Below are 24,219 nucleotides of genomic sequence, written 5' to 3'. Positions count from 1 at the left end.
ATTATCGGAATTAAATCTATTCTACCCTAATGAAATTTTTTTCACCAAATAAGTTAGCCGTGTTCTGTATGCTTGCTTCTTCTTTTTTAGCGCATGCTCAGTCTACTCAGACTAAAGGCGAGCTTGAAATGTCTCAAGGGTATTATGTGGTTATCGGAGCTTACTCACCTAAGAAGGAAGGTCTTGCCCAACACTTTGTTAATGAAGTGAATAAATCAGGTGTTGATGGACAATATGGCTATAACGCCAAAAAGAATCTGCTATTTGTATATATACACTATTCAGAAAACTTTAAGGCTTCATTAGATAAAATGTATGAGACTAGAAAGACTACGTCCTTTAATGATGCCTGGGTTTTTGTATGTAAAACAGGGCCAGGGAAGGATGATCAAGCTAGAGCTAAGGAAGAAGTAAGTAAAGAAACAAAGGAGTCTCAGCCTACAAGTCTTATTGATCAATTAGATCCTAGTGAATCGCAAAAACAAGATGAAAATTCAGAGCAAGTGACTGATTCGGCAGCCATGATGAATGAAAATAAGGCAGATGCTGATATTGCTGACAGGGAAGAGGATCGTGACTCACTCAGTCTTTCTCACTATCCTCTGTTGATTAACCTTTATAATGGCAGGAACCATGCTGATGTGGAAGGTGAAATTAAAATAATTGATACGGAAAGGGCCAAACTGCTAAGAAAGGAAGATGGAGGTCATTATATATCATTGTCAGATCCGGAAAACGGAAGTGGAGAAATAACATTACTGTGCGATATTTTTGGATATAGGAAGAAGCAAAAGGAGATTAATTATTATAACCCTTTACAGGATACCTTATCTGAAGATATAGAATTGCGATCTGATGCCTACGTGGTGAATTTTGAGTTGGTGCGCTATCATATTGGTGATATCGTCACTATGTTTAATGTTCATTTTTATAAAGATGCTGCTTTGATGCGACCTGAGTCCAGATATGAAATAAATAGCTTGCTGGAAATGTTAAAAGAGAATGATGGGTATAAAATCAAAATCCATGGCCATACAAATGGAAGAAGTCCAGGTAAAATAATTTCTAAAGGGAATTCTTCAGAATTTTTTGGTCTTAATGATCAAAACAAAGAGTCCATCGGCTCCGCCAAGGAATTATCTAAGCAAAGAGCACTCACAATAAAGGAGTACCTTTTAAAAGAAGGTATTGATGAAGAAAGGGTGGAGATAAAGGCATGGGGCGGCCGACGCATGCTTTATGATAAAAATAGTCCTCAAGCAAAAGAAAATGTACGGGTAGAAGTAGAGATCCTTGCTGAATAAGAAAAATTATTAGAGCCTCATTAAGACATGTATTTTTTCCACCACCATTGAAACACAATAATAGACCATATTCTGGCATGGGCATCTCCGGGATTACTGGAAAATAGCTGTTTTTTTAATGATTTTATGGCCTTTACGTCAAAAATACCTTGATCAGCAATGAACTTTTCGTTTAGTAAATCTTCGGTAATCATAGATTTCATGTCTGTTCGTAGCCATTTGGAGAGTGGAACTTCAAATCCTTTTTTTGGTCTGTTATATAACTCTTGGGGCAAAATATCTCTAAACGTATCCTGAAGTATGCGTTTGCGAATATCTGTATTTATTTTAGAAGAAGGAGGTATACGAAAGGCAAACTCTACTACTTCATGATCAAGAAAAGGAACCCTTACCTCAAGGCTATTAGCCATAGACATGCGGTCTACTTTTGTAAGCATATCATCTGGCAACACCAATTTTACATCAGTATATAAAATATCATTGATCGATTCTTTCTCGGGTAAATGCTGGAGTATGTCATTCTTAAAGCTTAAATACTCTTCTTGATTTATTTTGCCTTTAACTGCTGGAGTTAATAATTTACTCACCTCGCTTTCTGAAGCAAACCCAGCCCATCTCCAATATCTTTCCTGGCTATTTAGCTTCATTCCCTCACTAAATCTGTGCAGTTGTCTGAATAGGTTAGTAATTTTATTGTTTCTTGATTTAGGCATGAGCCCCCATATTGGCCCAAGATTTTTAACCCATTCAGCTTTTTTTCCGCCTTCAATTATTTTAAAAAAAGCGGCATGTTTGTTATATCCCGCAAACAGCTCATCTGCCCCATCACCGGAAAGGGCAACAGTGGCATGTTTCCTGGTTTCCTGAGAGAGCACATAAACCGCTATGGCTGAGCTGTCTGCGAAGGGCTCATCCATATAGTCTAGAATGTCATGCAGATGGGCATACATTTGCTGGTTTGTAAGAGAGAATACGGTGTGGTTTGTACCTATTTTCTTAGCTACTAGCTGGGCGTATTCTGATTCATCGAAGAATTTTTCATCTTGGTAGCCTATCGAGAAAGTATGCAAATCTGGCTTGTGCCTGGCTGCTAGAGTAGACACTACAGAGGAGTCTATTCCACCACTGAGAAAAGAGCCTAAAGGTACATCTGCCATTAGTCTTTTTTGTACAGATGCTTCCAAAAGTTGACTCAGTTCGTTTTTTTGGTCTTCATAGCTTGTCGCCTCGTTATCGTTAGACGGCGAAGGTATGGTGTAGTATGGCTTTACCTCAAAACGCTCCGCAGTAAGCTCTATATAATGACCCGGCATTAGCTTTTTAACATTTTTGAAAATGGTTCTTGGAGCAGGTATATAGTTAAGCTGCAAGTAGGTGTTGAGCGCTGTGTAATCCAGCTCTTTGTCTATGCCATAAGCTTCTATAGCTTTCAATTCTGACCCGAAGAGCAACCTGTCATCATCCATCATATAATAGAGTGGCTTGATGCCTATGCGATCTCTGGCTATAAATAAAGATTTATCTTGTGTGTCCCAAATGGCGAAAGAAAAGAAACCATTGAGCTTTTGCAGGCAGTCTTTACCTTCTTTAATGAAAAGCTGAAGCAGTACCTCTGTGTCTGTCTGGGAGCGAAAAGTGTGTCCCTGCGCTTGCAGTTCTTGTTTGATGCTTTTGAAATTGAATATTTCACCATTAAAAGCAATTACATATCTGCCAGACTGGTCAAACATGGGTTGATGCCCTTCGGGAGTAGGATCTATAATAGATAATCTTCTGTGGCCTAAGGCTACGGAATGATCGTTGTAAGTGTTTTGTACATCAGGACCTCTTTTTTCTAAAGCAGAAGTGGCCTTAGCCACATTAATCATGCTCACTCGCCCGACCATGTTAAACGCGTAAATACCAGTAATACCACACATGAGATCTTAAACTTTTACAGGAATTGATAAAGTAAATGTAGTGCCTTTATCAAAGCTAGTGTTAACGTCAATCTTAATATTTAGAATGTCAGCAGCTTTGGCTGTGAGGTACAAACCTAAGCCATTTCCCTGTGATTTGGTGTTGGCTTTATAAAAGGCTTTGTAAATATCTTCTACCTGATTGGGGTTAATTCCTTCTCCATTGTCTGAGATACTTAGTATATATTCCCCCTCTTTTTCATATCCTGTAATTTCTACTTCAGGAGAGGTTTCATCACAGAAATGCAACGCATTTTCAACGACGTTTCTCAGTACTATTTTAAGGAGCTCAGGGTTATTGGTTATAGTAAATGACGCTATTTGAGTGGTTAAGGTTATTTTTTTATGGGAGATATAATCATGGTATATACTAATTATTCCCTGTAAGAAGGATGTTATTTGTATTTCGGCCAGCTGGTTATGATCATGGTTGAGTAAATAGCTCATTTGCAGCTTCCATAACATGTTATCCATGCTCGCAGCGGTAGCTTTTATTTTTGAAAGCACCTCTAGTACCCTGCTATCATTCACATACGTACGTGCGATATTTTCTAGGCCTAATATGGTGGCAATCGGCTGTCTTATATCGTGCGATGACCTATATATGAAGGTGTCTAATTCCTCATTCAGTTTTTTAAGCTTTATAGTACGCTTTTGAACTTCTTGCTCTAAGTTGGTATTAATATGCTGAATGAGCTTATTTTGATGACTTAGTTGTTCACTTTGGGCTTCTAGTTCGGTGTTTTGGGCTTCTATTTTGTCTCTATGTTTTTCTAAAATAAGATGATCTCTTTTCTTGAGTATCAGCTGTCGGTAGATAAGCAGAGCGGTGGTAATTATAAAAAGCAGGGAGGAGATGGATGCAATAATTATCAGTTTCTGTTTTTCTATTTTTTGTTTCTGCAATTCACCATTCTTGGTGAGTAGCTTTATAGCATTTACCTGGGTGTCAAAATCGTTAGTAGCTTTGATTTCCGCTAGCTTTAGTTGTATGGCCTGAGTGTTTAGGCTGTCATACAGAGCGATGTAATGCTTTTGTAGCTTGAAGGCATTAACAAAGTCATTTTGCGCTTCATACCAAGAGGCTAAGGCTTTGGCATGTCTTACATATAGCGGGAGTTTGTTTTGAATAATCTCATTGTCAATAAGGTATTTCGCCGTATCATAGTAATGTTTGGCGTCATTGAAATTCCTTTCTGTTTGGTACATCTTGCCAATTTCAATGGCCGATTTTATGGCGCTTCTATTTTGATCATGATTAAGACTTATTCTGTAATCCTTTAAAATCAGCTCTCTGGCTATATTTATTTTTTCCATTTTCAGGTACATTAGGCCAAGGTTGCCTAGTGCTAATCCTTCCCAGAATTCATAGCCTTTTTCTTTGGCTAAGACTGCAGCATGGTTTAAGTAGAAAATAGCGCTGTCAGGAATGTTTTTCTCTCGATAGGCTATGCCGATAGTGTTTAGTACACTGATGTATTTGGAATAGTCTGTTTGGTGTGGAGGTAATGATTCTATCAGATTTAGGGCTTGTCTGCCTATTTCAATGGCCTCATCATAATTTTCTGAATTATAATGAATATTGGCCATATGAGAAAGGCTGTTATAAGCATATTCCGAATCATGTTTAATTAACAAAGAATAGGCTTTCATTTGAGATTGAAGTGCCTCGGGTTTTTTATCAATAGCTTCATATACCTGAGCAATGCTAAAAATAATAAGCCCTTGAGTTAGCTCTAATTTATTCTTTTGGCATATCTCCAGTCCTTTTTGGTAGATATGAATTGCATTTGCAAATTTGTGATTAGCAAAATATAAGTCCCCTTTGCTTTTATACAATGCAGCTTGTAGTAAAGGCCAATTATTTTTGTTGCTATGCTTTTCCAGTCCGTTATAAATCTCTGTAAGCAAGGCAGAATCCTGGGTAGTTTGGATGCTGTCAAAATAATGATGAACTTGAAGTTCGTTATTACCTTCAGATTTTAATATGAAATCAGGTATAACAGTACTGTCCTGTGATTTAGCAACCGTAAAGCAAAAAAATGATAATATTAAGAATAGTATTCTTATTTTCATCGAGACAAATTTCTTTAATATAGAAAAAAATATATTTCTATATCAGTGCATCATAAAGAATTTCAACTGTATGCATTGCTTTTCTTGCAGTCCCGTCTTTAATTTGATGCCTACAGCTAGTGCCATTGGCTGCAATAATTACCTCCTTAGGTTGCTTTCTTACAGTAGGAAAAAGTACTAGCTCACCAATTTTCATGGAAATATCAAAATGTTCTTTTTCATACCCAAAACTGCCAGCCATGCCGCAGCAGCCAGAAGGGATTAGTTGAACCTGGTAATTTTTAGGTAGGGATAATGCCTTCTTAGTAGGTACTAGAGATGATAAAGCCTTTTGATGACAATGTCCATGAAGCTTTATTAGGGCAGGCTTATCAGTGAATAATTCTGATTTTATTTTACCTAAAGCCATTTGCTGATCAAGAAATTCATCAATGATTAAGACATTTTTGGCTAGATCTTGTGCTTTTTTACGTTCAGCAGGGTTCACCAGATCAGGGTACTCATCTCTAAAGGATAAAATGGCGGAGGGCTCTATGCCTATAAGAGGAGCATCTGCGGTGATGATGTCTTTGAATATATCGAAATTCTTTTGAGCTACTTTTTTAGCTTCATCTAATAAGCCCTTAGATAAGTAGGTTCTTCCACTTTCTTCATGTTCAATAGTTTTGATTTTATAGCCGAGTTTATCCAGGAGTTGTATGGTTTTTATTCCCAGATCTACGTCATTGTAATTAGTGAACTCATCTATAAATAAATATACATGACCATTGATTAGGTTGGCTGATGGAGTAAACTTTTTCTCTAGCCATTTTTTTAATGTATATTTTTTATGCAAAAGAGGCATGCTTCTTTCCTTTGCAAAGCCTGTAAGCGATTTAGCAATGGGTGAAGTAATGCTATTGGTAAAGGTGAAATTATAGAGCCATGGAGCAAAAGAGGCTAATTTATTTAATGCAGAAAAGCTTGATATCAGCTTAGTGCGAAAAGGCACTCCATTTGATTTGTAATACTGGTGCAGAAATTCAGTTTTCAGCTTCCCCACATCAACATTAGAAGGACACTCTGACTTACAGCCTTTGCATGAAAGGCATAGATCCATTACATCTTTTATTTCAGCACTATCAAAAGGATTATCTTTCTTTGAGTGGGTAAGCACTTCTCTTAATATATTAGCCCGGGCTCTGGTGGTGTCTTTTTCATTTTTAGTAGCCATATACGATGGGCACATGGTTCCTCCTGAAAGGTGTGTCTTTCTGCAATCTCCAGAACCATTGCATTGTTCAGCCGCACGAAGGTATCCTTTAAATTGATCAAAATTCAAAGTGGTATCAAATGACCTTGTTTCCTGGCCAGCCTCATACCTTAGCATAGTATTCATGGCCGGGGTGTCTACTATTTTTCCAGGATTAAAAACATGATTAGGATCCCATACCGCTTTGAGGTCTTTGAGTAATTGATAATTGGCCTCTCCAATCATATAGGGTATGAACTCTCCTCTCAGTCTTCCATCCCCATGCTCACCACTTAAAGAGCCCTTATATTTTTTTACCAATTTGGCTATTTCATCCAGTATAGTTCTGAATAGCTCGTGTCCTTCAGCTGTTTTTAGGTTTAAAATAGGCCTTAGGTGTAGCTCACCCGATCCTGCATGAGCATAATGCACACAAAAAAGATTGTGCTTGGTAAGCACTTCATTAAAGTCATTGATATATTCAGGTAAATCATTTACATCTACCGCCGTATCTTCTATTACAGGAGCGGGCTTGGCGTCACCAGGTAAGTTGCTTAAGAGGCCTAAGCCAGCCTTTCTTAGTGTCCATACTCTTTTAGTGTCAGCCCCTGTTACTAAAGGGAAGTGATACCCTAAGCCTTCGGCTTTCAGCTCCTCAGTAAGAGCCAAAACCTTTTGTTGCATTTCTTCTTCGCTGTCCTCTCTTAGTTCAACTACAAGAATAGCTTGAGGATCTCCTTCAACAAAAAATCGATTTTGCCGTTGGTTTGCATTTTCTTTGGTACACTCTAATATATAGTTATCCATTAGCTCACAGGCTGTGGGTTGATATTTTAGAGCGGTAAGGTTTGCCTTTAAGGCCTCGTATACAGATTCAAAATGAATGCAAAGAAGCCCTTGATGCGGTTTTGGTAATGGTTGAAGTGCTAATTTGGCCTCTGTAATAAAGGTCAGTGTGCCCTCTGATCCGGCGATAAGCTTACAGAAGTTAAAGTCTTCACCATTATTGACAAATGGAGACAGATCTTTGAGTAAGTCTATAGCATACCCCGTATTTCTTCTTTGGATTGATTTTTTAGGGAAGTTGTCTTCTATCTGGTTTCTGATGTCAGGGTTTGAAAGCGTGGTTTTTATATGTTTATATAGTTGTCCTTCAAGATCTATCTGCGCCGTCTTCAACTCAAAGTCCTCTTTACTAAGAGAGCCGAACTCTACCTCAGAGCCATCAGATAGAAAGCTCTTTACCGAAATAAGATGCTCTCTGGTGCTACCATATACAATAGAGTTGGAGCCACAAGAGTTATTACCTATCATTCCACCAATCATGGCTCTGTTGGCCGTGGAGGTTTCAGGTCCAAAATACAGTCCATAAGGCTTCAGGTGCATATTCAGTTCATCTCTGATTACACCCGGCTCTACTCTTACCCATCCTTCTGCTTCGTTTACCTCAAGTATCCTGGTAAAGTTTTTTGAAACGTCCACTACTATACCGGCTCCTACAACCTGGCCAGCCAGAGATGTACCAGCCGTACGTGGAATAAGTGGTATTTGTTTTTTATGCGCGAAAGTGATTAGCGCTTTAATATCTTCTTTGTGCTTGGGGATGGCTACTGCCAGTGGAAATTCTCGGTAAGCTGATGCATCCGTTGCGTATAATGTCCGCATGGTATCATCAGTATAAAATTCACCCTCAAATTTAGCTTTTAATGCAGTAAAATCTATCTTCGTGTCCAACTTCCTTGGTAAATTATTTTTTTTGAAAATTAAAACCTTTTGTCTTTTGTAAAAAGATCTTAACCATTTAAGTTAAAGGAAAAATAAATTTTTTAAACTATACCATATAAATGCAGCAGAACCGCATCGTTATTTGGTTGGCCTTGATCATTTTTCTTTCTTCCTGTGCATCGGCCAGAAAGGCTAAAGTTAGGCAGGATAAAATTCAGACTGTAATTAAAACTGCAAAAAGTTTTATAGGTACTCCTTATAAATGGGGAGGAACCACCAGAGGAGGAATGGACTGTTCAGGACTACTTTATAATAGTTATTCATCCATCGGGTTTAATATGCCCAGAACTTCAGCTATGCAGAGCGAGCTTGGTAAGAAGGTGGGTAAAAACAAGATCGAAGAAGGAGACCTCGTTTTCTTTGCCACCGGCAAAAAAAGGAGGAAGATAACTCATGTTGGTTTAGTCACTTACTCCAGGAGAGGAACAGTACGTTTTATCCATAGCTCCTCCTCATTAGGGGTGGTAGAAAGTAACTTGGAGACAAAATATTATAAAAAAAGATTTATTACTGCTAGAAGACCTTTTTAGTATTTAAAATATTAATATATTTGCACTCCTTTTACAAGGAAATTGAAAGATGGGGGATTAGCTCAGTTGGCTAGAGCGCTACACTGGCAGTGTAGAGGCCACCGGTTCGAATCCGGTATCCTCCACCAATTTTCTTAACGGGAGTTATCATCTCCGAGTCAATCCAATCTAATTTTATCATTCTATTTACTAAGTAAGGTTAATGTTTATTCTCCTTCATAAAATTATTTCATTAGCGTGATAGGCAATGATCTCAGGTTGTAATGTATTTTTCTAATTTTATAAGCCGGCGGTAATACATTGCTGATTTGTTACGTTGTATGTTTTTGTGTAGGGTTTAATTAAATTGTATTACAGAGGCTAATAATAACAAATAAATAGTCTTATTGTCTTAAATTTTAGCATTGCGTCTATTTTTTTTCATCACTCACGCTAATAGTTAATACTTATTTTGTTTTTTTCGAATTGATGGTGAGTAAATCTTACATCTTGGGTTGTATTTTTTCGCTTACTTTGATGAGCAATGTTAATAAGAATATCAAATTATATGGTGCCTATAATGTAACTAAGCAATATATTTAGTAACTTTTTCATATTATATGTAAGTTGTAAGGCTTGCATATTTCTTTTAATATTGATAACATAAATTTTTTGAAATAATTAGAGTCTATGGCCAAGCTGAAGAACATTATTAAACAACTTTCAAATAGGGATTATAAGGCTATACATGATTCGTTACTAGAAAGTAATGCGGATAAATCAGCTTATCTGATTCAGGCAATGCGTGAGCGTCAGCTTTCTGATACCAAGATAATGATGGAGCTTGAGGTGAATACCAATGCGTATTACACTTTAAGGTCTCGTCTGAATCAAAAGATAGAGGAATATCTGCTTCAGCAAATGGAAAGTCCCAGAACGGACATTCTTAAGAAGGTGGCTAATATTAATGAGATAATCTTTACTAAGAAAAGAGCCATTGCTGTAGCTACCCTGAAAAAGTTAGAAAAGGAGCTTTTAGATTACGATCTTTCTAATGAGCTTACCATTGTTTATAAATCTCTGAAAAAGCTGCATATTAATTCCCCTGATTATTATAGCTACTCCCAGTTGTATAACCGCCATGTGGCTTATATGCTGGCAGTGGATAAATCTGAGGATTTGTTAGCAGAGTACTTTAAAAAGTATGGTAATTATTCTTTATCAGGAGACGAGACAGATAAACTGGGCCTTACGCTGTTGCTAAAAGAAATGTATAACGTGAGCGTTCTTTATGAATCTCATAGATTATATGTTTATTACAGCTGTATGGTTATTTTTCATCGTCTATTTGTAGATCAGCAAGATTCTATGGATGAAGATAACGAGCCAATAGAAGATATTCTGGAGAATGTACAGAAGATTTTCAATTCTTATCAGCTCGACTCAATATATTATCATCTCAATCTGGTATTTGAATTTTTGAAATTCGAATACTATACACATTACAGAGTGTTTAGAAAAGCTGAGAGATTTTATGAAGAAGTAAATGATGCTGCTAGCAACTTGCTAACTAATTATACTTTATATACCTATCCGGCGCAGTTTTTATCTACCAAAATGGAGCGCCATATTAGAATAGGTAATGTGAGAAAAGTATATGAAGAGAATGAAGGTATTTTTCATGATTTTGAAATTGATAAGCAAGATGTACCTACTTACGTTACTTATACCATGTATAGAGCCATCTCATGCTATTATGTAGAGAAATATGATGAAGCTAGTAAATGGATTAACAATTTGCTGAATGAGATAAGCCTTAAAAAGTTTCCTTTTATGCAGCTTGAAATTAAGATAGTACTTGCTTTACAATATTGTCTTATGAATGATTATGATCTTTTTAACCAGTTAATTAATAGTATTCAAAGACAAATAAGGCTACTTGGTAAAGAGAATTGTGAACATATTCTTCTTTTATCAAAGATTATGAAAGTGTCTATCAGTGATATAAAAAGAAATAAGGTAGATAAAATCAAGTCTTTAATAGAAAAAACAGAGAGTGTGAAAATTGATCATTTTTCTCCTACTGCCCTTATTAGGTTAGATGACGATTTTATCAATAGGTTGAGCACACAGCCATAATACATATTTCACATTAACTAATGTGAAATAAAGGCTGATTAAAATGTTTTAATCAGCCTTTATTTTTTCTTCATCAAGTAAGCTTCTCTAAATATTGAGTTTCTCAAGGTTTTCCTGAGACAAAGGCTTATTGATATATTGCTTTACGTAGCTGTACTTTTTGGACTTATTCACATCCTGCGGGTTGATAGAGGAAGTGAGCATCACAATTTTACATTTGTTTCTGGTTTCTTCGGAAAGTTTTTCAAACTCATCTAAGAATTGGAAACCATCCATAAGAGGCATATCGATATCCAGAAAGATCACATCGGGTAAAACATTAGCAGAGATTTCCTCTACCTTTTCAATGTTTTTTAAAAATTCAATTGCACTTTTAGCACCAGTGTGAGTATAAATATATTTAGAAATATCTGCTGCCTCAATCATCTTTTGATTAATAAGATTATCTATCTCATTATCGTCGATTAACATTACTGAAATGTATTTTTTTTCGTTCTCAGACATGAAGTTGATTTAATGTATATTTAAATATAATTCATACAACAGTAATTACAAAATTATCAATACAAGATAAAAGGGTATATTACTGCTGCTTTTAATATATTTTTTATTTCAGATATAGAATATAGGTTTTAGAGATCAAATTTGATCCCTTGTGCCAGGGGTAGCTCAGAGCCATAGTTAATAGTGTTAGTCTGTCTTCTCATATATACCTTCCATGCATCTGAGCCAGACTCTCTGCCTCCGCCAGTTTCTTTTTCACCACCAAAGGCTCCACCTATTTCTGCTCCTGAGGTACCAATGTTAACATTAGCAATACCACAATCAGATCCGGCATGGGAAAGGAAGAGCTCTGCTTCTCTCATATTGTTAGTCATAACTGCAGAAGATAAGCCTTGAGCTACTCCATTTTGCATGGCTAGGGCCTCGTCGAAAGTTTTGTATTTTATGAGATATAAAATAGGAGCGAAGGTCTCTTGCTGCACTATAGTCATATCATTTTCTACCTCAGCTACTACAGGTTTCACATAGCAGCCAGAAGAGTATTCTTCTCCTGTTAACGTGCCTCCTTCTACTAATATATTTCCTCCCTGATCTTTGATTTGCTGAATGGCTTCTGTGTACATTTTTACTGCATCAGTATCTATAAGCGGGCCTACATGGTTCTTTTCATCAAGAGGATTACCTATTTTAAGTTGGCTATAAGCGTTAACGAGCTTTTCTTGTACCTGATCGTATATACTTTCATGGATGATTAGTCTGCGTGTAGAGGTACATCTTTGTCCACATGTACCTACGGCACCAAAAAGGGCTCCCGTAATAGCTATTTTCAGGTCAGCATTTTCAGTGATGATCATAGCATTGTTGCCTCCTAGTTCTAAAAGTGCTTTTCCTAGTCTTGCACCTACTGCTGCGCTCACTTTTTTTCCCATTCTGGTTGATCCTGTAGCGGATACCAATGGAATACGACTATCATTAGAGATGAGCTCACCAATTTTTGCGTCGCCATTGAGTAAGCATGAAACTCCTTCAGGAACATCATTTTCTTTAAAAACTTCTGCTACTATATTTTGACAGGCTATACCACAAAGAGGAGTTTTTTCAGAAGGTTTCCATATACAGACATCTCCGCAAACCCAGGCTAACATGGTGTTCCATGACCATACTGCTACTGGAAAGTTAAAGGCAGATATAATGCCTACAATGCCAAGAGGATGATACTGCTCATACATTCTATGGCTCGGGCGCTCCGAGTGCATAGTAAAACCATGCAACTGACGACTTAGGCCCACGGCAAAGTCACAGATATCTATCATTTCTTGTACTTCGCCAAGTCCTTCCTGGTAAGATTTTCCCATTTCAAAAGAAACGAGTTTTCCCAAATCGGCTTTGTGTAATCTTAGCTTGTCCCCAATTTGGCGAACAATTTCACCTCTTTTCGGTGCAGGGGTGATTCTCCACTGCTCAAATGCTTTAGCAGCCTGTTTCACAACACTTTCATAGGCTTCAGGTGATGATGCCTCCACATTGGCTATGAGTGAACCGTCTACCGGTGAATATGATTCTATAGATTCACCGCTTCCTGTGAGCCATTGAGAGCCTGTAGAAGCTCCTTTATTATTCGTTTGTATGTTTAGTGCTTCAAGTGATTCTTGAATGCCTGATGCTGTTATATTCATGAGATTTCTTTTATTACAAAACTAAAAAAATGAGCTTTAGGGGCAATTTATGTATAGAAAGAATGACTTTTACCACTCTACACCATATACCCCTTTAGATTGATCAGGGTAAATGCCTTCTACTAGAATCCCACCCTGTTTATTAGTAAGCACCCTATTTAGGTCCTTTATATTTTCAATAGAGGTTTTGTCAATAGAAGTAATGATAAAACCTTTTTTGATGCCTGCTTCTTTCCATTTTCCATCATTGAGTTCGATGATTTTTACCCCTTTAATAGGTTGGTTTTTGTTTCCATCAGTTTCTGTTAGGTTTTGAAAATAGGCTCCTTCTATTTGTTCATCGAAGGTTTTTGTGATAATTTCTGTGTTTCCGGCTGTATTCTGAAGAGTAGCTTCTGTACTACTTTGCTGTCCTCCTCTTATATAAGTAACCTTTATTTTATTACCAGGTCTGTTGCGTGCCACCATCTCTTGTAGCTCAGAAACATTGTTTATAGGGGTATTATCTATAGCTATTATAACATCTCCGGCTAGTAAGCCTGCTTTTTCAGCAGCACTGTTTTTGTTTACATTACTAATATAAACTCCATTATATACATTCAGATTTTCTGCTTCAGCTATTCTAGAGTTCATGTCGCCGATTCTAATACCTAGCAATGCTCTTTGTACTTCTCCATATTCCAGTAAATCATCTATTACCTTTTGTACTAAGGATACCGGAACTGCAAATGAATAGCCTGTGTAGTTGCCTGTAGGGGTAGCAATGGCAGTATTGATACCTATCAGTTTACCCTTCAGGTTGACGAGAGCCCCACCACTATTGCCGGGATTTACGGCAGCATCCGTTTGTATGAAAGATTCTATTTGTAGATTATTTTTATCTCTTAATATGCCGATATTCCTTGCTTTTGCACTTACAATACCGGCGGTTACGGTAGAGTTGAGGTCAAATGGATTGCCTATTGCTAATACCCATTCTCCAGTTTTTACATCATCAGAATTGCCATATTCTACAAAGTTTAACCGTCTTTCAGCAATTTTTATGAGTGCCAAATCTGTAGTAGGATCAGTACCTATTACTTTAGCTAGGTATGTTCGGTTGTCATTAAGCACTACTTCTATTTGGCTGGCATCCTCTATTACATGATTGTTAGTCACAATGTAACCATCATCAGACACAATAACGCCCGAGCCTGATGACTGAGATGGCCCTCCAAAATAACCTTCTAAAGGGTTAAGACTATACTTTCCCGAGGAATAAATGGCTCTGATGTGAACTACTCCAGAAGTCACTTCCTGAGCGGCAGAGATAAAATCAAGGCCTTGGGGTACTATGTAGGAAGTATCTTTTCTTGAGGATAGGCTTATGCGGTTTTGCCTTTCTGAGATTGAACTATATGTTTTTTGAGGAGTTCTTTCCAGGTAAATGAAAATGACAAAAGCTGCTATAAGTCCTCCAAATATGGAAGACAGGAACATTCCTAGGAAAAAACTACGCTTGTTCATATATAATCGGTTAGTTCTCTTTTTCGCTCAAAAGTTTTTTTAACTCCATCAACTCATCTCTCAGTTTGGCCGCCTCCATGAAGTCCAGCTCCTTGGCTGCTTTTTCCATGTTTTTCTGTGTTTTAGTAATGAGTTTTTCAAGCTCATTTTTACCCATATATTCTACTACCGGATCGGCCGCTACTGATGGGGCTTCTTCACCAGTGTAGTATTTTTTATGCTTTTTGTTCTTATCAGCTACATTAGTTTGCTGCAATATAGAATCTTTGGAACGAACAATATTTTGAGGAGTAATGCCGTGCTCTTCATTGTATGCCATTTGAATGCTCCTACGTCTATTGGTTTCATCAATAGACGCTTGCATTGATGGCGTTATAGAGTCTGCATACATGATCACCATGCCGTTTACATTCCGGGCTGCTCTACCTATTGTTTGTATCAATGATCTTTGGTTTCTTAAAAAACCTTCTTTGTCAGCATCTAATATAGCTACCAGAGATACTTCAGGAAGGTCAAGTCCCTCTCTAAGTAGGTTTACACCTACCAGAACATCAAATACCCCCAGTCTTAGTTCCCGAAGAATTTCTACCCGGTCCAAAGTGTCTACTTCACTATGAATGTATCTACATTTTACGCCAGCTCTTTCTAAAAACTTAGTAAGCTCTTCAGCCATCCGTTTGGTAAGGGTAGTGACTAGCGTTCTTTCTTCTTTTTTAATGCGTTCATCTACTTCTTCAAGCAGATCGTCTATTTGATTAAGGCTTGGTCTAACATCGATTTTTGGATCTAATAATCCTGTAGGTCGTATAATTTGTTCTACTACTACACCCTCTGATTTTCTTAGCTCATACTCAGCAGGAGTTGCACTTACATACACCACTTGGTTAAGCATGCCCTCAAATTCATTGAATGTAAGAGGCCTGTTATCTAGGGCAGCAGGAAGTCTAAAGCCAAAATCTACCAGGTTTACTTTTCTTGCACGGTCTCCACCCCACATAGCTCTTACTTGAGGTACAGTTACATGACTTTCATCTATAAACATCAGGTAATCATCAGGAAAATAATCTAAAAGACAGAACGGGCGAGCTCCAGGTGTTCGTCTGTCAAAATACCTTGAATAATTTTCTATACCCGAGCAATATCCAAGTTCTCGCATCATCTCAATGTCGAATTCAGTACGCTCTTGCAGTCTTTTGGCTTCTAGGTGCCTTTGTTCAATTTGAAAATGCTCTACTTGAGATACCATATCATCCTGTATCTCGTGAATAACTTGATGTAAAAGCTCTTTGCCGGTTACAAAAAGATTGGCAGGAAAAATAGTGATACTTGTTTCATTAGCGATGGTTTTACCACTGAATGGATCTACTTGTTGGATAGATTCAATTTCATCACCCCAAAACATAATGCGGTAGGCGAAGTCTCCATAAGCCACAAAAATATCCACTGTGTCTCCTTTTACTCTGAAGTTTCCTCGTTTGAATTCACCTTCAGTTCTGCTGTAAAGAATGTCTACTAAAGAAAATAGTAACTTGTTTCTAGGAATGCTTTCACCAACTTTTAGTTTGATGATGTTTCTGCCAAACTCTTCAGGATTTCCAATACCGTAGATACAAGAAACAGATGCTACTACAATAATGTCTCTGCGCCCTGTAAGCAGCGAAGAGGTGGCGCTTAGCCGTAGCTTTTCTATTTCTTCATTTATAGAAAGGTCTTTTTCAATATATACATTGGAAGAAGGGATAAACGCTTCCGGTTGATAATAATCATAGTAAGATATGAAATACTCTACCGCATTTTCAGGAAAGAATCGCTTAAACTCTCCATATAGCTGAGCTGCCAAGGTTTTATTATGGCAAAGAATTAGAGTAGGTCTGTTAACTTTAGCTATCACATTGGCCATGGTGAAGGTTTTCCCTGTACCCGTAGCCCCTAGTAGTGTTTGAAAGGTCTCTCCATTTTCTATACTTGAAGCTAATTCCTCAATTGCCTTTGGCTGATCTCCTGTAGGTTCGTATTCACTCGAAATTTTAAACTGCATAAGCTAATCGTTCTATTCAAATCTAAACAACTGCTACCTAATAATACGGCTAGGATTAAAAATGTTTGGAATTAACACTGCTTTAAGCCTTGAGGTGAATATGAAAAAAATCCGATGACTTTAGGTGCCATCGGATTTTATAGATGTACAGTTTTGGGAATCTGTATCTAAGGTTGTTTTAATTAGTCATTATATATAACTTGATTTGATTTCAGCCATTGTTCAGCGTCGTAAACTGAGTGAAATGTACTTACTATTTCAGATTCTGGTTTTGCCTTCTGAGCAGAAAGCTCAGCAAAGATATTGGGAGAAAATACCCAAGCAAAATATTTGAGTCCTGCTTTTTCCATTTGAGGAAACCAAGTTTTAGCAGTCCACTCTGCAGCATCTTGCCATGGACCAGATACGCTGGTGTTATCATTTAAAACTTTACCACACTTTGTACTTTTTAAAAGTTCAATAATCTTTTCTCCACTGTTGATGATTTTCTCTTTGTTTTGAAAACCAAGCCACGTACAATACATGATTTTATTGGTTGTGTCATAACTAACTTCCAGATTTGACTGCTTTAATAAAATTTCCCTGTCCATTTCCTTCTTGTTTATAAGTTAATGATTTGTCTAATTTTCATTTTTATATGTTAAAAAAATAATCAATATGCTCGTTTATAATATTTGCATGATGAAATAAAAAAAATGCATTATTTATTTCAAAATTGAAAATATTGACATCTCCATTAATCGGTGAGTTGCATATTTTGGCCAATTGCGTTTCAATTGTAGATTTAAGGGTTGTAATAAGATGTTTTTATATGTTTAGACATTGGTTATTGTTATTAATTAAAAATTATTGATTTCATTTATTTCTTACATCTTTCCCAGACGATAAAAAATATAATTTTTCCTTTTTCGGTTTCTATAGGCTGGGTGTATATGATTAGCTTGTTTTCTTCAATTCTTGCATATCTTTTTTCCACATTCCCTTTCCAGTTAGGAAAAGCGCTTCCTTCTACTACATGAGTCAAGGTTCCTGTTTCATCAGAATAATATCTTCCGTAATATCCAAAATAGCTTTTAAAGGCTGAGTTTAATTCCTCTGATGTACCTTCGTACATGCCATTAAGTTTAAATAGTTGGCGGTCGTGTTTTATAATATGAACACTCATATAGCCTACTTTATCATAAATAAGTATTCCTTCGGGTGATTTTCCGAAATAATCTATCTTTTGCCCATTTTCATCTTCATAATACCAGGATTCTAGCTTCCATGTACCTATTATTTTTTCTGTCATTTACTTTTAACTTACCTGTTGCTTAAAATTTTTATAAACTGAGAGACCTCTGAGTTGATCAGGTGGGTTACAAATTCACTGTCATAGTGTAGATAGTGATGCCCTCCTTTTCTCTGTATTAACTTAAATGTTTTGGTTGTTTCATTTTTCCAGTTTTGAATTTGAGCATGAGTGACAGTGTTATCCTGTACACCATGAATTGCTGTGATAGGCAAATCAAATGGAGGCTCAAACTGGTAGCTGAAGCTATCTATTAAGTGTAGGTCGTTTCTCAATAAGTTTATTAATACTTTTCGAAGTTCAGGATCTGGTGTGTTTTCTGGTTTTAAATGGGGAAAAGAAAGCATAAGTTGATCCGTATCCTGCCTCGGGTTGAGGTATTCTTTTTCATATACTGCCAGTTGAGGAGTGCTGCTTACAAAAAGCTGCTGAGGAAGGTTAAGTTTTTTGTTTCTCAGTAAGCGCATAAGTTCAAAGGCTATTAGGCCTCCCATGCTATGGCCGAATATAATGTAAGGTTTATTCAGATACCCTTGCAGGTCGAGCATGATTTTGTTAACAGCTATTTGTATATCATTAAAAGGTTTTTGCGATAGCTGCTTTCCTCTACCTGGTAATTCTACTATAATTAGTTCTAATTCTTCCGCAAGGAGTGATTCCCAACCATGAAATAGAGACGCGCTACCTCCAGCATCATGAATACATATTACTCGGAATTTAGCTTCAGGGGCCTTTTTTGGTATAATTATGCCTTTAGGTATAGACTCTTTAGGATTGCTTATAACCGTGCCTGATTCTTCTTTTGGCATCACTCTGTTAAGTAGGAAGTCAGCATATTCCGCAATAGTAGGATACTCCCAGATATTGGTTACAGAAAGCTTGAGCGAGAGGTCTTTCTCTAGCTTATTTCTTAACTGCACAGCCATTATTGAGTCAATTCCTAGACTTTTGAACCTCATGTCGGCAGAGAGCTTGTCTGCCGTGGTTTTTATTATTTGCGAGGTTAGCTGTTTAAGATGGTTTTCTAATGCTAATAATTTCTCTTCTTTGTCTGGTAATAATTCCAGAGTTTGGAGTAGGTTCTGACCATTTCCGTTTTGTTCTTGCTTTTTTAGTAGATTGCTAAAATAGTTACTGGCACCTAATGCAGGGAAAAATTCAGCAGTTTGTTCAGGTTTAATTTTAAATATGCCAATATTCGTAGGCTTCTGAAAAATGATATGCTCTAAGGCGTTAACAGCCTCCTGCATAGAAGTAGGAATGAAGCCTTCTGCTTCAGCGTATTTGGCCATATCTTGAGCGTTAGCAACCATGCCTGTGTCATTCATCACTCCCCAGTTTACCGCAATAGCTGTTTGCCCTAACATGGCTCTATATTGCGCCAGAGAATCTAAAAAAGCATTGGCCGCGACATAGCTGGCCTGGCCGCTGAGTCCGATCATTGAAGAAGCTGACGAGAAGAGAAGGAAGATGTCCAGGTCATAATTTTGAGAAAGAAGGTGCAAGTTCCAACCACCTGTTACTTTTGGAGCTAGAATATTGGAGTATTCAGCACTATCTAACTCAACAAGGGGAGAGGCATTGATGAGTCCGGCTGCATGAATAATGCCTTTTAGATTATTTTTCTTAAACTTGGTTTCAAATATGCTTTTAAGTGAAAAGTACTCAGATACATCACAGGTAATTATATCAAAAACAGCACCACGAGAAGATAGCGAGTCTATTTTTTCTTTTACATACTCATCTACCTTGCCGCTTCTACTGGCCAATACAAAATTTCTTGCTCCTTTCTCATATATCCATTCTACGAGTCTGAAAGCTATACCATTATATCCGGTTATGAAATAATAACCTTCGCTGCTAAAGGTGGTGTTTTTAATTTTAAACACATCAGGTTTAGTCCTTTCTAATCTAGCTACGTAAGTGCTATTATTTCTGATGGCTACCTCAGGCTCTTTCGCCAATTTGTTCTGTAAAAGATTTACCAGGGCATCTATTTCTACATTATTAGCGTGCAAGCTAAGGTCAATCTGTTGTGTTTCAAATTGCGGGAGCTCATTAGCAATTACTCTACCCAGTCCAATGAGGGGGGCATGCTCTACGTTTATCATTGAGCTTTCTATTGGTTTGCCTCCATTAGTGACCAGCGTAAGCTTAGGGTATTGCTTCAGGTGAAGTTCATTTATTGCCTTTAGAGCCGTAATCAAATGAAAAGCTGATTCTGTTTTTACTTGAAATTTCTCATGACGAAGCTCTTTATTGAAAAAGAAGATGACATCATCTTTGTCATGCATATTTAGCTGGAGGATAGAGCTTTTTAAGTGTTCTGGATCTGCAAAACTAACCCTGTGAGCCTTTACTCCTGAAATGACATGGTGATCAATCTTGCTACAGATAATATCTACAGAGTGTCCATTTTTAATCAGTTTATTAGCTAGCTGGTGTGCCGTGGTATAGGCGTCTGTAATAATGAGGCAGTTTTTCTTGGCTGGGGTAGACTGTTTTTTGATCAGCTCTGTTTTAAGCCAGTTGATCTGATAAAACCACTCTGAATCTTCCTGATGAAAATCTGAAATGGTTAATATCTTGCCACATACTTTGTCGGCTTTGAGTAGAGCATTTCCATTTTGATCATAAATAAATAAATCGGCTACGATTTCGCTATGTTGATCTTCAGAATTTTGAGGGTGTATTTTTACATTGACTTGTAGTTCTGAGTTAGAAGGAATGTCATTAAATACTTCAATATTACCGATTTTAGTAAGGTAGGTAGTTCGGTAATCATCATTGTTATTTTGTGAAGAGTTGGCAAATATGGCCTGAAAACAACTGTCCATAATGGCTGGGTGAAAGTGATATTTCTTTATCATTCCAGCCAGTCTGGAGTCCACTTTTACGGTTGTTTTAATGTTTTCATTATCGATTATTATTTGAGAAATACCCTGAAATAATGGACCATACTGAAGGCCTATTTTTTGTAGATTTTCGTAGTAGGTTGCTCCTTCTATTATTTCTCCGGCTACCGACTTAAACTTTTCCAGATTGTAACTTCTTACTTCATCTTTAATGTGGTATTGACCCTGTGCAGTTAAAATCCATTGATCCTGACTTTCATGGTAAAACTTAAAGGATGACAGTCCGTTATCTTCGTCGTGTATTTTTAGTTGAATTTTTACGGATTCATTGTTTTGGAAGGTTACTGTATTTTTAAATTCCAGGTTAACTATTTCGCAGTGGTTAGACCCGGAGAATTCAGTTAGTGCTGCCAAGAGCATTTCTACATAGCTGGCCCCAGGAAGTACTATTACATTATTTACCTGATGGTCTTTTAGGAATGGAAACTGGTTGATATTGATATGAGCTTCCCAAAAATGAATTTCAGGAAGGTTAGCTAATTTTATTTCTCTCCCTATCCAAGGGTGACCATTTTTATTCTTATCAATAAGTATTCGTTCTGTAAGAGAGTAGTTAGCTCTGTCAAAGGCATAGTTAGGAAGTAATGTGTGGTAGGAGTTTACATTTTTATATAGCTTGTCCCATCGTATGTAGCCTCCATTTTCAAAGAGATTGGTGAGGTTATTATAAATTTCATCCAGCTCAGGCTTATCTCTATAAAGAGAATATGTGATTATCCCTTTTTGCTGATTCGCTTCCAGGCACTCTTGCATTGAGGTGATAAGTACAGGATGAGGACTGACCTCAATGAACGTTTTATAGCCATCCTGAATAAGTTGCTCCATAACAGATGCAAATTTTACGCTTTCTCTCAGGTTGTCAGCCCAGTATTCTTCTGTGAGTTCAGTTCCTGCAAGCTGCTGGTTCTTAACGGTAGAGTATAAAGTGATCTGACTGTTAGTAGGCTGTATAGTAAGGCTATCTTTTAAAGCCGTTTTTAGCGGATCCATTTGAGATGAGTGTGAAGCTACATCTACTTTCACGCGTTTGGCAAATTTCCCCTCATTATCTAAAACCTCTATAATCTCTTCAATGGCCAGCTCATTCCCAGCTATTACTGTTGATTTAGGGCTATTATTTACCGCAATGGATACAGATGGGTATTGGACAATAAGTTTTTCCGCTTGTTCTACGGTAAGCTCTGTTACAGCCATTGCCCCTCCCTTACCGCTTACGGTTTTCATGAGTTTGCTTCTGGTGCAGATTATCTGCGCGGCCTCGTTTAAAGATATTGCTCCTGAAATATATGCAGCAGCTACTTCTCCCATACTGTGGCCTACTACAGCATCAGGCATGAGACCAAGGGAGAGCCATAGCTTTCCTAAGCCTATCTGCACGGCTGATAGAAGAGGTTGTATTACATCTATTTCAGCTAATCTCGTATTATCTTCAGTCGCAAATAACTGATCTACAAGTGACCAGTCAGTATATTTATTCCACTCTTCATTGCAAGCGAGTATTGTCTTCGCAAAGACTGGTTCGGTTTCAAAAAGCTGCTTACCCATTCCGAGCCATTGAGAGCCTTGACCAGGAAAAACAAAAACCATTTTATCTTTTTCTGATGTAGGGATAGCGGCGGACCACTGTTTATTGGAGGTTAAAAATGAGCTCATTTGCTCAATCATCTCATCTTTATTGGCGGCAGAAAAAGTGGTTCGGTATTCAAAATGTTGCCTTTTAGTACCGGCTAGCTTACATATGTTTTTAAACTGATAAGAAACGCCATTAACCTGAGTCCTAAGGTAATGCAGAGTGTTTTCTATATTTTTAAAGAAAGCCTGTTCAGACCTGGCAGATAGCGGCAATAGATATTTTGCATGATCATACTTTTCTAAACTGATGCTACATGCTTTTGGGGTATATTCTTCTATTACGGTATGGGCATTAGTGCCTCCCCATCCAAAGGAATTAACGCCGGCTTTTAAGCTTTCCGTGAAAGGTGCAGGCCAATCAGTTAATTCATCCTGAACTTTGAGCTTAAGATTTTCAAAATCGATATTAGGATTGGGGGTATTAAAGTGAAGGTTTTTAGGCAGCTTTCTTTTGTTGATAGCTAGAATGGTTTTTATCAAGCCAGCCATACCAGCTGCCCCCTCAAGATGTCCAATATTTGTTTTAACTGAACCAATATGAAGAGGGGCTTTTCGATGTTTACCGAAAAACTCTCCTAGTGCTCTGCACTCAGTAGGGTCACCTAGTTTAGTGCCAGTTCCGTGTGCTTCTACATAATGAACTTCTTCAGGAGCTATACCTGAGTTTTTGTATGCATCTGCCAAAACTTCTTTTTGTCCGGCAGTGCTGGTAGCGGGTAAGTTTTCATTAAACCCGTTATTATTCATAGCACTACCTCTTATTACTGCAAAGATATGATCACCGTCTCTTTCCGCATCTTCAAGTCTTTTTAATAAGATAATCCCTCCTCCTTCACCTCTTACAAAACCATCTGCAGCAGCGTCAAAGGTGCTACAGCTACCTTTAGAAGAAAGTCCTCCAAACTTAGATAGTAGAATGTTTTGATCAGGATCCAGTGTGTGATTAACGCCTCCAACAATGGCATGGCTGATGCTGTTATCCCATAGCGCCTGACATGATAGATGCAAAGCTACTAAAGAAGATGAGCAGCCGGTATCTACTACTAGGCTAGGACCCTTGAAACCAAAGAAATATGAAATGCGGTTAGCAATAATATTTGCAGATTGCCCCATTGCAGAGTGGGAGGATACTTCTGCATTTTTATGTTTTCTAAGATGTTCAAAATCACTCCAAATATTGCCTACATATACCCCTATTTTTTGACCTGCAAGTTGGTTATAAGGTATGTTGCTGTTTTCTATGCATTCCCAAGTGAGCTCCATCATGAGCTTTTGAGAAGGCGTCATTTCAGCAGCCTCGGCAGGAGAAATGTTAAAAAAGAATGGGTCGAATTTATCCAGATCTTCCAGCATGGCAGCATGCCTTTGGTGAGTCTTATCAGGAACGGACTTATCTGGATCGTAATATTCTTCAATATCCCAGCGGCTAATTGGAATTTTTTCTACTGCGTCAATTCCTTTTTCTAGCATATTCCAAAACTCTTGCAAGTTATGTGCTTTAGGAAATCTGCATGAAAGTCCAACAATGGCAATCGGTTTTACACATTTCCCCACATTTTCACTTCTCCCTGGTATCATCGTCGATGGTAATTAATTTTCCATCTATGAAATTATAGGTTTTGGTATAAAAAGTTATAATTAGTTAATCCCATAAC

13 protein-coding genes and 1 tRNA gene are annotated in these 24,219 nt (G+C 37.5%); 4 read left to right on the top strand and 10 right to left on the bottom strand.

The annotated features are described in order from the left end of the window. The first annotated feature begins 29 nt into the window (after positions 1 to 29). Complete coding sequence (locus tag JL102_RS08945; RefSeq protein ID WP_202244044.1) at positions 30 to 1,304, top strand: OmpA family protein; 1,275 nt, start codon at positions 30 to 32, stop codon at positions 1,302 to 1,304. Between the two features lie 20 nt (positions 1,305 to 1,324). Here JL102_RS08945 and asnB read toward each other — a convergent pair whose 3' ends face one another. The 3 genes from asnB to JL102_RS08930 are packed head-to-tail and all read right to left on the bottom strand — an operon-like array spanning position 1,325 to position 8,303. Next, positions 1,325 to 3,223, bottom strand: a complete 1,899-nt coding sequence (gene asnB / locus JL102_RS08940; protein ID WP_202244043.1) for an asparagine synthase (glutamine-hydrolyzing) — start codon at positions 3,221 to 3,223, stop codon at positions 1,325 to 1,327. 6 nt (positions 3,224 to 3,229) lie between these two features. Beyond that, complete coding sequence (locus JL102_RS08935) at positions 3,230 to 5,338, bottom strand: ATP-binding protein (RefSeq protein WP_202244042.1); 2,109 nt, start codon at positions 5,336 to 5,338, stop codon at positions 3,230 to 3,232. Positions 5,339 to 5,375: 37 nt separating this feature from the next. Continuing rightward, entirely contained in the window at positions 5,376 to 8,303 is a 2,928-nt protein-coding gene (locus JL102_RS08930) for an FAD-binding and (Fe-S)-binding domain-containing protein (protein WP_237390523.1), read from the bottom strand. Positions 8,304 to 8,413: 110 nt separating this feature from the next. Between JL102_RS08930 and JL102_RS08925 the strand changes: the two genes are divergently transcribed. The 3 genes from JL102_RS08925 to JL102_RS08915 all read left to right on the top strand — a co-directional run bounded on the left by JL102_RS08925 (position 8,414) and on the right by JL102_RS08915 (position 11,002). Then, entirely contained in the window at positions 8,414 to 8,884 is a 471-nt protein-coding gene (locus tag JL102_RS08925) for a C40 family peptidase (RefSeq protein ID WP_202244041.1), read from the top strand. Between the two features lie 51 nt (positions 8,885 to 8,935). Next, positions 8,936 to 9,012, top strand: a tRNA-Ala gene (locus JL102_RS08920). A 541-nt stretch (positions 9,013 to 9,553) separates the two neighbouring features. Next, the gene (locus JL102_RS08915; RefSeq protein ID WP_202244040.1) at positions 9,554 to 11,002 is read left to right on the top strand and encodes a hypothetical protein; all 1,449 of its coding nucleotides are present in this window, start codon (positions 9,554 to 9,556) and stop codon (positions 11,000 to 11,002) included. An 87-nt stretch (positions 11,003 to 11,089) separates the two neighbouring features. On the opposite strand, the gene JL102_RS08910 is transcribed toward JL102_RS08915, so the two are convergent. The 7 genes from JL102_RS08910 to JL102_RS08880 all read right to left on the bottom strand — a co-directional run bounded on the left by JL102_RS08910 (position 11,090) and on the right by JL102_RS08880 (position 24,142). After that, positions 11,090 to 11,506, bottom strand: a complete 417-nt coding sequence (locus JL102_RS08910) for a response regulator (RefSeq protein WP_202244039.1) — start codon at positions 11,504 to 11,506, stop codon at positions 11,090 to 11,092. 128 nt (positions 11,507 to 11,634) lie between these two features. After that, on the bottom strand, positions 11,635 to 13,182 hold the full coding sequence (gene amaB / locus JL102_RS08905) for an L-piperidine-6-carboxylate dehydrogenase (RefSeq protein ID WP_202244038.1): 1,548 nt from the start codon (positions 13,180 to 13,182) through the stop codon (positions 11,635 to 11,637). A gap of 69 nt (positions 13,183 to 13,251) precedes the next feature. Further along, a complete protein-coding gene (locus JL102_RS08900) occupies positions 13,252 to 14,688 on the bottom strand; it encodes a trypsin-like peptidase domain-containing protein (RefSeq protein ID WP_202244037.1) in 1,437 nt (478 codons plus the stop codon). A 10-nt stretch (positions 14,689 to 14,698) separates the two neighbouring features. Continuing rightward, on the bottom strand, positions 14,699 to 16,726 hold the full coding sequence (uvrB, locus tag JL102_RS08895; RefSeq protein ID WP_202244036.1) for an excinuclease ABC subunit UvrB: 2,028 nt from the start codon (positions 16,724 to 16,726) through the stop codon (positions 14,699 to 14,701). 182 nt (positions 16,727 to 16,908) lie between these two features. Next, positions 16,909 to 17,316 carry a hypothetical protein gene (locus tag JL102_RS08890; RefSeq protein WP_202244035.1) on the bottom strand — a complete coding sequence of 136 codons (408 nt, stop codon included), beginning with the start codon at positions 17,314 to 17,316 and terminating at the stop codon, positions 16,909 to 16,911. Positions 17,317 to 17,585: 269 nt separating this feature from the next. After that, the gene (locus tag JL102_RS08885; protein WP_202244034.1) at positions 17,586 to 18,017 is read right to left on the bottom strand and encodes a lipocalin-like domain-containing protein; all 432 of its coding nucleotides are present in this window, start codon (positions 18,015 to 18,017) and stop codon (positions 17,586 to 17,588) included. 11 nt (positions 18,018 to 18,028) lie between these two features. Continuing rightward, complete coding sequence (locus JL102_RS08880) at positions 18,029 to 24,142, bottom strand: type I polyketide synthase (protein ID WP_202244033.1); 6,114 nt, start codon at positions 24,140 to 24,142, stop codon at positions 18,029 to 18,031. Positions 24,143 to 24,219: the final 77 nt, after the last annotated feature.

The sequence above is a fragment of the Fulvivirga sediminis genome (assembly GCF_016757215.1).
GTDB classification, from domain to species: domain Bacteria; phylum Bacteroidota; class Bacteroidia; order Cytophagales; family Cyclobacteriaceae; genus Fulvivirga; species Fulvivirga sediminis.
This window is presented reverse-complemented; position numbering and strand designations above follow the sequence as displayed.